General features: G+C 31.8%; 12 protein-coding genes and 1 tRNA gene. 12 read left to right on the top strand and 1 reads right to left on the bottom strand.

Annotated elements, in window-relative coordinates:
- Nucleotides 1-5 precede the first annotated feature (5 nt).
- The 11 genes from panD (at nucleotide 6) to HMPREF9309_RS01525 (ending at nucleotide 8,354) form a co-directional block, all read left to right on the top strand.
- Nucleotides 6-353 carry an aspartate 1-decarboxylase gene (gene panD / locus HMPREF9309_RS01575; protein ID WP_016646170.1) on the top strand — a complete coding sequence of 116 codons (348 nt, stop codon included), beginning with the start codon at nucleotides 6-8 and terminating at the stop codon, nucleotides 351-353.
- A gap of 9 nt (nucleotides 354-362) precedes the next feature.
- Complete coding sequence (locus HMPREF9309_RS01570; protein ID WP_016646169.1) at nucleotides 363-692, top strand: YbaB/EbfC family nucleoid-associated protein; 330 nt, start codon at nucleotides 363-365, stop codon at nucleotides 690-692.
- A gap of 11 nt (nucleotides 693-703) precedes the next feature.
- Complete coding sequence (locus tag HMPREF9309_RS01565; protein ID WP_016646168.1) at nucleotides 704-1,546, top strand: polyprenyl synthetase family protein; 843 nt, start codon at nucleotides 704-706, stop codon at nucleotides 1,544-1,546.
- Between the two features lie 2 nt (nucleotides 1,547-1,548).
- Entirely contained in the window at nucleotides 1,549-3,453 is a 1,905-nt protein-coding gene (gene tkt, locus HMPREF9309_RS01560) for a transketolase (RefSeq protein ID WP_016646167.1), read from the top strand.
- A 15-nt stretch (nucleotides 3,454-3,468) separates the two neighbouring features.
- Complete coding sequence (locus tag HMPREF9309_RS01555; RefSeq protein ID WP_016646166.1) at nucleotides 3,469-3,807, top strand: hypothetical protein; 339 nt, start codon at nucleotides 3,469-3,471, stop codon at nucleotides 3,805-3,807.
- Between the two features lie 76 nt (nucleotides 3,808-3,883).
- A tRNA-Ser gene (locus HMPREF9309_RS01550) sits at nucleotides 3,884-3,971 on the top strand.
- 261 nt (nucleotides 3,972-4,232) lie between these two features.
- Nucleotides 4,233-4,697, top strand: a complete 465-nt coding sequence (gene moaC / locus HMPREF9309_RS01545; protein ID WP_016646165.1) for a cyclic pyranopterin monophosphate synthase MoaC — start codon at nucleotides 4,233-4,235, stop codon at nucleotides 4,695-4,697.
- Nucleotides 4,684-4,923, top strand: coding sequence for an HP0495 family protein (locus HMPREF9309_RS01540; RefSeq protein WP_051115716.1), 240 nt, complete (start codon nucleotides 4,684-4,686; stop codon nucleotides 4,921-4,923). The genes moaC and HMPREF9309_RS01540 overlap by 14 nt, the downstream gene beginning before the upstream one ends.
- Before the next feature lie 9 nt (nucleotides 4,924-4,932).
- Complete coding sequence (locus tag HMPREF9309_RS01535) at nucleotides 4,933-6,168, top strand: hypothetical protein (protein WP_016646163.1); 1,236 nt, start codon at nucleotides 4,933-4,935, stop codon at nucleotides 6,166-6,168.
- A 2-nt stretch (nucleotides 6,169-6,170) separates the two neighbouring features.
- Nucleotides 6,171-6,971, top strand: a complete 801-nt coding sequence (locus tag HMPREF9309_RS01530; protein WP_016646162.1) for a M48 family metallopeptidase — start codon at nucleotides 6,171-6,173, stop codon at nucleotides 6,969-6,971.
- Between the two features lie 93 nt (nucleotides 6,972-7,064).
- A complete protein-coding gene (locus HMPREF9309_RS01525; protein ID WP_034907636.1) occupies nucleotides 7,065-8,354 on the top strand; it encodes a hemolysin family protein in 1,290 nt (429 codons plus the stop codon).
- An 80-nt stretch (nucleotides 8,355-8,434) separates the two neighbouring features.
- Here HMPREF9309_RS01525 and HMPREF9309_RS01520 read toward each other — a convergent pair whose 3' ends face one another.
- Nucleotides 8,435-9,160, bottom strand: coding sequence for a tetratricopeptide repeat protein (locus HMPREF9309_RS01520; protein WP_016646160.1), 726 nt, complete (start codon nucleotides 9,158-9,160; stop codon nucleotides 8,435-8,437).
- Nucleotides 9,161-9,352: 192 nt separating this feature from the next.
- Between HMPREF9309_RS01520 and HMPREF9309_RS09015 the strand changes: the two genes are divergently transcribed.
- The coding region (locus HMPREF9309_RS09015; RefSeq protein WP_016646159.1) for a hypothetical protein at nucleotides 9,353-11,808 on the top strand (2,456 nt) is incomplete at its 3' end.

Raw genomic sequence — 11,808 nt, 5'->3', positions numbered from 1 at the left:
AAAATATGCAAATACAAATGTTACAAAGTAAAATTCACAGAGCAACTGTAACAGATGCAAACTTAAACTATGTTGGATCAATTACTATTGATGAGAATTTGATAAAAGCTGCGAATTTAAAAGAATTTCAAAAAGTTGAAATTTTAGATGTTAATAATGGCGAAAGATTTGCAACTTATATCATAAAAGGTGCTAAAAAAGGCGAAATTTGCCTAAATGGCGCTGCAGCTAGAAAAGTATGTGTTGGAGATATTGTAATAATTGTAAGTTATGCCTTTATGAGTGATGAAGAGGCAAATACACATAAGCCAACAATTGTACAAGTAAATTCTAAAAATGAAATAATTAATTAAAGGAAAAGTATGTTTGAGGGAATTGATTTTTCAAAAATGGGCTCTTTAGTTGAAGAGATGCAAAAAAAAGTAAAAGAAATTGAAGCTGAAAATGACAATAAAGAATTTAGCGTAAAAAGTGGCGGTGGAATGGTTGAGATAAAGATAAATGGCAAAGGTGAAATTCTTGATTTAAATATCGATGATGAATTGTTTGAAGATAAAGAAAGCCTTCAAATTTTACTTATTTCAGCTATGAATGATGCTGTAAAACTTATAGAAAATGAGAAAAAAAACCTAGCTTCTAAGATGCTTGGCGGCTTTGGTGGATTTGGAAATTTAGGTGGAGAAAATTCGTGAACGAGCTTGTGATGAGCGGCTTAAAAAATGAATTTGAAAATTTTTTAAAATCAAATTTAATCAAGGCAAAAAGCTATCATCCATACTATGAAAAAGCACTTAATTATATGCTTTCAAATGGCGGGAAATACTTTCGCTCACAACTTCTTTTAGGTGTTGTAAAAGCTTTAAATGAAGAAAAATTAAAAGATGCATTTAGAGTGGCTTTAGCCATTGAAATGATACACACCTACTCGCTAATTCATGATGATTTGCCTATTATGGATGATTCTGATTTAAGGCGTGGCGTTCTTACAACTCATAAAAAATTTGACGAAGTTACAGCTTTATTGGTTGGAGATGCGCTAAACTCACAAGCTTTTTATGAAATTTCAAATGCGAATTTAACAGATACAATAAAAGTAAAATGCTCTCAAACTTTATCAAAAAGTGCTTGTGATATGGTTTTAGGACAGGCACTTGATTGTTATTTTGAAAAAAAGAAGCTAAATCTTGATGAGCTTATTTTTTTACATAACCATAAAACTGGAGCATTAATAGCAGCAAGCTTTAAAATGGGAGCAATAATTGCTGGCTTGGATGATAAAAAATGTGATGAGTTTTATAAAATAGGAGTTGATTTAGGTCTTTTATTTCAAATTAATGATGACATAATAGATGCTGTTAAGACTGAAGAGGAAGCTGGAAAGCCAACAAATCACGATGAGGTTAAAAACTCATTTGTAAATTTGCTTGGAGTTAGTAAATCAAGAGAATTTAGAGATGATTTAGCAAATAAAATATTAAATCAAGTAGATGATTTAAAAATCAAAGAATTATTAAATTTTTTAATACAAAAATATCTAAAAGGATAGTTATGAATACAAAAATTTCAAATACGATTAAGTTTTTAAGTGTCGATATGGTTCAAAAAGCAAACTCAGGTCATCCTGGTGCTCCTATGGGGCTTAGTGACATTATGAGCGTGTTAATGAAATTTATAAAGCACAACCCAAAAAATCCAAAATGGCTAAATAGAGATAGGCTTGTTTTTTCAGGCGGACATGCTAGTGCTTTAGTTTATAGCTATTTATATTTAAGCGGATATGATTTAAGTCTTGATGATTTTAAAAATTTCAGACAACTTCACTCACGCACCCCAGGTCACCCTGAAATTACTACAAATGGAGTTGAGATAGCAACAGGACCACTTGGACAAGGTATTGCAAACGCAGTTGGTTTTGCACTTGCTAGTAAATACGCTGCAAATTTATTAAATGATGAAAAAACAAAAGTAATTGATCATAAAGTTTATTGTTTTTGTGGGGATGGGGATTTAGAAGAGGGTATTAGTTATGAAGCATGTGCCTTAGCAGGATTTCACAAGCTTGATAATTTAGTCATAATTTATGACTCAAATAACATCACAATTGAAGGAAGCACAAATTTAGCGTGGAGTGAGGATGTAAAGGCAAGATTTGAAGCGCAAGGTTTTGAAGTAGCTAGAATTGATGGGCATGACTTTACTCAGATTGAATTTGCTCTAAGTGAGGCTAAAAATAAAACAAAACCATATTTAATCATAGCAAATACAAAAATTGCAAAAGGGGCTTTAGAGCTTGAAAACACTTCCAAATCTCACGGTGCTCCACTTGGTGAGGAGCTGATACAAAGAGCAAAAATAGAGGCTGGATTTGACCCAGATAAACATTTTTTTGTTAGTGAAGATGTCTTATTTCAAACAAGAGCAGCAGTTGAAAAGGGTGATTTAGAAGAGGCATTGTGGAAAAAAAGTTTAGAAAGCTTAACAAGTGAAAAAAAAGAGCTTTTAAACTCACTTTTAAATCCTGATTTTAGTAAGGTTGAATATCCTGATTTTAGTGGTCAAAAACTTGCAACAAGAGATAGCAACGGTAAAATTATAAATGCCATCTCAAAAGCAGTCCCATCATTTTTAGGAGGAAGTGCAGATCTTGCTCCATCAAATAAAACAACGTTAAATGATGCAGGAACTTTCCCAGATGGAAAAAATATCCACTTTGGTATCCGTGAACACGCAATGGCAGCTATTAATAACGCCATTGCAAGATATGGTCTTTTTGTGCCATTTTCAGCGACATTTTTTATATTTAGTGATTATCTTAAAAACTCAGCTAGAATGGCGGCTTTAATGAAATTAAAGCACTTTTTTATATTTACTCACGATAGTATCGGCGTTGGTGAAGATGGTCCAACTCATCAACCAATCGAGCAACTTAGCACTTTTAGAGCTATGCCTGGTTTTTATACTTTCCGCCCAGCAGATGGAAATGAAAATGTAAAATGCTGGCAAATAGCTTTAAGTCTAGATGCACCTTCAGCTTTTGTCTTATCAAGACAGGGCTTAGAGCCACTTCCAAAGCCAGTTTTTGGAGAGCCTAAAAATGGCGGATATCTAGTAAAAGAAAGTATCGGGGCAAAAATTACTTTAATTGCAAGTGGAAGCGAGGTAGAGCTTTGCTTAAAAGCTGCAAATTTACTTGAAAGCAAAGATATAAAAACAAATGTCATAAGTGTGCCTTGCTTTGAAATTTTATGTAAACAAGAAAAAAGCTATTTAGATAGAATTTTAAAAGGAAAAGTTTTAGCTGTTGAAGCAGCAAGTGGTTTGGAATGGTATAAATTTGCAGATGAGGTTTTAGGCATGCAAACATTTGGTGAAAGTGGTAAAGCCGGAGATTTGTTTAAGCATTTTGGTTTTAGCGACACAAATATAGCAAAAATTGCTAAAAGCTTACTATAAATAAAGGCTTAAAAAATGATAAAAAATACAGTATTAATTATTTTTGGAGTTTTGTTTTTATCAGGTTGTGCGCATTTTGCAAAGCACGAACCTCTTGGAATAACCCAAAGAGTTATTTTAAAAGATGAAAACTCATCTAAATTTGAACTTGCAACATTTGATAGTTGGGAAAGTGCGTATTTAAAAGATGATAAAGGCGATGCTTTTTCTTTGGTTAAAAAGCCATCCAAAACTGACATTTGCCTAGCTAATAAAAATAATATAAGCATTTGTTTAAAAGACAAATTTGCTATTTTAAAAAATCAAAACAAAGAGATAAAATTAAAAGTAACTGATCACATGTGGCTTGATTAGGCAAGTTTTAAACCTTGAAATTAGCATAAAAATAAAATTTATGTTAGAATCAAGGTTTTAATTTTTAAATTTATTTGGGTAGATGTCCGAGTGGTTGAAGGAGCACGCCTGGAACGCGTGTGTAGGGCAACTTACCAAGGGTTCGAATCCCTTTCTACCCGCCATATTTTTTTAAAAAATCATAAATTTAAATACGACTAATTTTATCTTATTAATTTACATTTAAAAAAAGTTAATATCTAATTTATCACAAAAGTGTATTATTACCTTGTCCAACAAGATAAAAACCTCCTTTTTGTAGAAAATGGGTGCTTCTAAGCACCCTAAACTTTCAAATTTTTAAAATAATTCACCCCAAAAACATAAAATATTTTATTTATTTAGCAAATTTAGCTAAAATTCGTTTAATTTAAAAAAGGAAATTTATGCTTACACATTTAGATGAAAACAATCAGCCAAAAATGGTTGATGTAAGTTTGAAAAATGAAACTTTAAGGATAGCAAAAGCAAGTGGCATTATAAGAATGAGCGAAGAAGCTTTTAGGGCAATTAAAGAAAATACCGCTAAAAAAGGGCCCGTTCTTCAAACTGCTGTTGTAGCTGCTATAATGGGGACTAAAAAAACAAGCGAACTTATACCTATGTGTCATCCGCTTTTAATAAGTTCGGTAAAAGTGGATATCAAAGAACTTAAAAATGCTTTTAAGCTTTTTGTTAGTGTTAAAATAACTGGAAAAACAGGCGTTGAAATGGAAGCATTAACCGGCGTTAGCGTAGGACTTTTAACTATATATGATATGGTAAAAGCTATTGATAAAGCTATGGTTATAGATGAGATTATGCTTTTAAGTAAAAGCGGAGGAAAAAGTGGCGAGTATGTGCGATCTTAAAAAAAGCCCTGAAATTTCATATCCAACTTTATGGAGTTATAGGGTTATTTTAAATGGCGATGAAAAAATTATCAAAAAGGCTTTAAAAGGACTTGATATTGAAATTTTACCATCAAATAAAACAGCTAATTTAAATAGCTATAAAGTTAGTTTAATGGTAAATTCCAAGCAAGAAAGAGATGAGATTTTTCAAAAATTAAGCAAAATTTCAAAATTTGTATTATAAAGGTTAATTATGGAAAAATTTAAAGAAGTTTTAAAACAAAATTTAGAAAATAAAAATTTAAATGAGATTATTTATAACAGTGTTTGTGATAGCGTTAGTGAAATTTTAAAAAACAAAAAAGAAATTAATAAAAACGAGCTTTTTTTTGACTTTATAAACGCTCTTAAAGATGAGAATTTACTAAACAAAGAAAGTGTAAAAAGTGTAATTTATGCTCTTAAAAAAACTCTTAATAAAAAACAAGAAGATGAAATTTATGATCTTTTATACGAAGTTGAAAGGCTTAAAAAAAACATAGGCCTTCAAAGCAAAGAGCTTAGAAAACAAATTTATAGTGATTTAAAAGGCATTGAAGATGAGGTTAAATCAAAAGAAATTTCACATAAAAATGAAATTTTATCAGCCATAAATGAAGCTTTAATCGATGCCATAGATTTAAAAGACATTATAAAAGAAATAAGTGAAAATGTATTTTTAAGCATAATTGAGTCAAAAAGCGATATTTTTGAAGGCTCGTATGAGTTTTGTAAAAACCTAACTTATAAAAGCATAAATGAGGGCGAGTTTCAAAAATATAGAATTTTAGAAATTTCAAAAACGATAATATTACGAGCTATAAATGTTGCAAATATTAGTAAAATTTATGCAAAAGAACTTTTAAAAGGTGCAGTTTTAGGTGTAAATGATGGCATTATAAAATCTATGGAAAAATTTCAAAATGAGTTTAAATTTGCACCTGATGAGCTAAGTCAAAAAGCACAAATTTTAGAAAACGAGCTTTCAAATTTAGAAGAAGAGTTTGTTTTGTTAGTAAAAAATTTAGCTGCCACCACCCAAGATCCAGCGCAAAAAGTTCTTAATGAAATATTAAAAAAAGAGTATGATAACTATATCGTTAAGATGAAAAAGCTATCAAGCGATATGATTTCTCAGATAAAATCAAAATTTGAAGATAGCACAATTAGTCAAAATTATAAAGAATTTAGCAAAATTGCCATTAATAAATTTGATGATATAAAAAAAGAAATCACCGCAAAAAGCTCTAAATTTATATATGATCTTGAACTAAGCGATAAGCTTTTAAATTTAAAAAAAGATATTGATGAGTTAGAAAAAAAGTTTTTTGGAAAATTTAAAAGTAAAAAGGTCGAAAAAAATAGTGATGAAACTAAAGAAATTTCAAACCGAGCCTATACAGCCACAAAAGAAAAAATAGAAGAAAATAAACTAAAGTCAAAGGAATAGTGATGAATAAAATTTTAACCGCGATTTTTGCAACATTATTTTTAATAACAGGTTGCGCAACTACTACAAACCCTGGAGTAGTTGGAGTTTCAAGATCACAAATGCTTTTAGTAAGTGCAAAAGAAATGGACCAAGGTGCCGCACTTGCATATACAAATACTTTAAAAAAAGCAAAAGTTAGTAGGACTTTAAACACAGATCCAATCCAAACAAAAAGAGTTACTAACATCTCAAAAAGACTTATAAAAGAAGTTGGAGTTTTTAGAACTGATGCTGTAAATTGGGATTGGCAAGTAAATGTTATAAAAGAAGATACAGTAAATGCTTGGTGCATGCCAGGTGGAAGAATCGCTGTTTATACAGGCATTATCGAAAAGCTTAAATTAAGCGATGCTGAGCTTGCAGCTGTTATCGGACATGAAATGTCACACGCTTTAAGAGAGCATAGTCGTGAAAAAGCAAGTCGTGATTATGCCAAAAATATAGGAATTTTTGCAGTTGGCGCAGTTACTGGAAGCAGTGAAATAGCAAATTTGGCAAATATGGCAGCAACTTATGCGATCTCACTTCCATTTTCAAGAGAGCAAGAAACAGAAGCTGACAATATGGGAGCTGAGCTTATGGCAAGAGCTGGTTATAACCCAAATGCCGCTGTTAATGTGTGGAAAAAAATGAAAAGTTTAAGCCAAAAACAACCTTTAGAGTTTTTATCAACTCACCCATCACATGATAACAGAATAGCAAATTTAACTAAAATTGCTCAAAAAGTAATGCCACTTTACGAAAACTCTAAAAAGATTTAAAAATAAAAAGCGATTTACTAAATTTTGGTATAATCGCCTTTTATTAATTATAAATTTAAAGGAACACTTTTGGACACGGACAGTTCGAGTTTAATGTTAATTTTAGCTTTTATATTTGTGCTTTTAAACGCATTTTTTGTTCTATCTGAGTTTGCTATTGTTAAGATAAGAAAAAGCAAACTTGAAGAGCTTAGCAAAGACGGTGTTAAAAATGCCAAAATGGCTTATGAGATAACAAATTCGCTTGATTCTTATCTTAGTGCAACACAGCTTGGCATTACTATAAGCTCACTCGCACTTGGTTGGATAGGCGAACCAGCAGTTGCTATGCTTATAGAAAAGCCTATGAATTCTCTTTTTGCGGCAAATTCTACTGTGATTCACTCAGTTTCATTTATCATTTCATTTACTTTTATTACTCTTTTGCATGTTGTCTTAGGAGAGCTTGTTCCAAAATCGGTAGCCATAGCAACACCTGAAAAATCAGTGCTTTTTATAGCAAAGCCTCTTCATGCTTTTTGGGTGATATTTAAGCCATTTATTGCGGTATTTGACTTTTTAGCTAGGGGAATTTTAAAGCTTATTGGCATAATGCCAGCTGGAGAAAATGAGATAGCTCACTCAGAAGAGGAAATTAAAATAATCGTTGCAGAAAGTCTAAAAGGTGGAGTTTTAGATTCTATCGAAACACAAATTATTAAAAACGCAGTTGATTTTAGTGATACTGTTGCAAAAGAGATTATGACGCCACGAAAACAGATGGTTTGCTTGAACGCTCAAAAAAGCTATGAAGAAAACTATAAAAAAGTCATTGATTCAAAATACACACGATTTCCATATATTGATGGAAGTAAAGATAGTGTTTTGGGGATGATTCATATAAGAGATATTTTACAAAGCGATAAAAAAGACTTCAATAAAATAGTTAGAAAAATTTTAATAGTCCCTGAAAACTCATCAATCGCCTCAATACTATCAATGATGAATAAAGAAAGAATTTCCGCAGCCCTAGTTATAGATGAGTACGGCGGAACATCAGGACTTATCACAATGGAAGATATCATTGAAGAAGTTTTAGGCGATATTAATGATGAGCACGATGAAAGCGAAGTAAAATTTAGATCTATAAAAGATGGAATTTATGAGCTTGTTGGAACTTATGAGATAGAAGATTTTGAAGAAATTACCGGTGTTGATTTTGATGATGATATAGAAGAGATTACAATTGGCGGATATGTTTTTAACCTAATAGGAAGACTTCCAAAAGCAGGTGATAAAGCAGAAGATGAAAATTTCATCTATGAAGTTTTAAAAATGGATGGAAACATCATCCAAACATTAAAAGCAATTAAAAAAGAAAAAAATAAAGATGATGAAGAGTAAAAATATTTTTTACTAAATTTACAAAATAAATATTTGAAAGTGGTTTAACGCTGTTTTAATAAAACATTTAAAAGTTTTTATTAAAACCCACTTTCATTTAGTAGCTTATAACTCTCACAACCTTTCATATCTTCTAAGTCACACGCTTTTCCAAAATACTCCTTTGCTTCTGCGAAATTTTGTTTTATAAAAACGCCTTCTGTATATATAACGCCCATTTCTCTACAAGCATCACTTTTTCCACCAAGGCAAGATTTTTTTAAAAACTCTATTGCTTTATTAGTATCTTTTTCGATAAATTTTGCTTCCATATAAATTTCATATAGTCTATAACACCCTTTTGAGTTGTTTTTATCACACATTTTTGTATAAATTTCATTAGCTTTTTTAAAGTCCTGTCTTACTCCAAGACCATTTTCATACATATAAGCCAAATTCTCACACCCAACTAATTTTTTATCATTGCAAGATTTTTTATACATTTCAAGTGCTTTAAAGTAGTTTTGTTCTACTCCAAGCCCTTTTTCATATAAAAGTCCTAAATTTTGACAACTTTGGGCTATTTTTTTATCACAAGCTTTTTGAAAAAACAAAGCACTTTTTTCTAAGTTTATCTCCACTCCATTGCCATTTAGATACATTAAAGCTAAGTTATGGCACCCAACTGCCATATTTTTATCACACGCATTTTGCAAAAGCTTAATCGCAGTTTTATACTCTTTTTTAGCATACGCCTTATCAGCTTCATTTAGTATATTTCCAAAAGCAGATAAAATCATCACGAAAATCAAAACTATTTTTTTCATAATTCACCTTTTTTATTAAGCCAAAATTATATCAAATTTAGCTTAATACCACTTTTATTTTAAATGCCACACTATTTCTTAATTTTAGTTAAAAATATCATTACATAAATTCTATAAATTTATTTATATTTAAGCTATATAACAAGAATTTTTTGGTAAAATGGCAAGAAATTCATACAAAAAGGATAGGATATGAACAAAGCTTATAGACATGTCTATAAAGATGGCATTGGATGGGTAGCTATCGCTGAAAATGCTTCATGTGTGAGCTCGAGTAAGGGAAGTGGCACAGTATCAGCAAAAACTAAAGTTGAAGTTTTAAAAAACTTTTTTGATTTAAGAAATTCAGTTGTTTTAAATAACGGCTTTTTACTAAAGGGACTATTTGCAGCAACTCTATTTTGCGGAGTGTTTGTAGGTGATTTAAGAGCCGCAGACGAAAAAGACATAGCAAAAATTCAAAATAACGGCACTGTAGTTTATACTGAAAATGATGGTTATAGAATGGAAAAAGTTCTAAATCCTGATGGAAGTATCGGATTTAAAGGCAAGCTTGATAAATCGATACTTGATACAGCAGATGAGTATGGTGTTATGACTGTTGGAGATTCGCATTTTGTAGTTCCAACGGGAACATTTAATAAATTAACAAGTACCAACATAAAAGAAAATCCTGTTTTTTTTGAAGTAAAAAAAGAAAATGGAAAATGGCGAGGATTAACTTTCTATGAGCTTTGGGATAAGAGAGGCAGAACAACCGGAACAGGTAAGCCCGGATTATCTGTTCAAGGCAATAGAGAATCAGTTATTTATGACGAAAAAGAAAAAAAATGGTATGTCCATAATCAAGTTGGCGGAGATAGGCTATATCCAGCTATAAAAGAGTCAGATGGTAGTTTAAATTATGTTGCTTGGAGTGAATTAATTCGAGAAGGGACAGCTGGGACTTTAATAGGAACAAGTAAAACTGCAAAGCCAAAAATAGGACCTGAAGGATACTATAGAACTTCTGGTTTTACTGGTAATGAAATAGATAGACTTGGAATAAAAGTGGATGGTAGCGCTATTTTAACTCAAGCTAAGCGTCTTAGCTTAGTTGGTCTTGATGGCAAAAAGACAATACCAGAAAAATACACAGAAGATGATAAAACAAATGGCAAAATACCCGCTGGTAGAGATGTCGGAGATAACAAAGATGGAAATATTCGCCTTGGTAACGTCGCTAAAGCACTACAAGACGATGAAGCTGTAAATTTAGGACAACTAAACGAAAAATTAGAAAAAATCCCTTATGTAAGCATAAACTCATCTGAAAAAGGCATCGGCTCAAACTATGACTCTAAAGGTGCCATAGGCGAAAATGCTATAGCCATAGGACAAAATGCTAAAGCGAAATCTCAAAATGTAGTAGCTATCGGCGAAAGTGCTGGTAACACCAAAGATAGAAATGGCAATGGATCTATCTTTATAGGTAGAAACGCTGGAAAAAATTCAGATATACTAGACCTTCAAAGTAATGAGCAAAATTGGGGAGCTGTATATATCGGACAAGATGCAGGAACTGGCTCAAAAGGAGATGGAAATCTTTATTTTGGCTCAGATGCAGGCTTCCAACATGTTGGCTCTCAAAATATTTTCTTAGGAGATGGTTCTAGAAATTTAAAAGATGGTGAAGACTATAGTAATAAAAAACTACGCACTCAAGGTAATAGAAATATAGCTATCGGAAATCAATATGTTCACGATCTTGATAAGGTAAATACTAATCCTAATGCTATAAATGATGCCATTACTATAGGAACTGGCACAAGAGTTGGTGCAAATCGTGCTATAGCTATAGGTTCAGCTTATGATTACGGCTACGATAAACCATCTAAGCGTACATACTATACAGCAACTTCAGCAAATGGAGTAAACTCAATAGCTTTGGGTAGTGGCATAGTTGTAAATTCAAAAAACGGTGTTGCCATTGGTTTTGGAAGCGGTATAGGCTATGATAGAATAAAAAATGAAAAAACCGAGGAGGTTGCAGATGCTGTAGCCCTTGGCTCATACTCACAAGCAACTACAAAGGCCCTTGCTGCCAAAACACAAGATGTTTATTTAGGTGATAATGCTGAAGTTGCAGGAACTGCAGAAAGGACAAAAGGTGCTATTTCTGTTGGTTCTAAAATAAAAGGACTTGATGAAGATGGAAAGACAGTAGTAGAGCCTTTTACTCGCCAAATCACAAATGTCGCAGCAGGAACAGCCAACACCGATGCAGTCAATGTCGCTCAATTAAAAGCCGGCTTAAGTGGTAAAGCTAATCTTGATGGAACAAATCTATTTAAAGATAATACTTTAAATGAATTAAATCCAAATTTCAATAAAGATAATTGGAGAAAAGCTTTAGATGTAAGTGATGCTAACATTCAAGATTTAGCTCAAAAATCTGTAGATGTAAAAGCGGAAACAGGAAGCAAAATTAGAGTTGCTGATAAGGGTGTAGTAAATGGCAAACAAACATTTGAAGTAGGTGTTGATCTTACAGGACTTAACGGAACAACTTATAATTTCGCTGCAGGAAAAAATTTAACTGTAGCTGATGATGGAAATGGAAACATTAACTATAGTCTAAATCAAGAACTTAAAGACATAACTTCTAT

Source organism: Campylobacter ureolyticus ACS-301-V-Sch3b (assembly GCF_000413435.1).
Lineage (GTDB): Bacteria > Campylobacterota > Campylobacteria > Campylobacterales > Campylobacteraceae > Campylobacter_B > Campylobacter_B ureolyticus_A.
The sequence above is the reverse complement of the archived record's forward strand: the minus strand, read 5'-3'. Positions and strand labels throughout refer to the sequence as shown.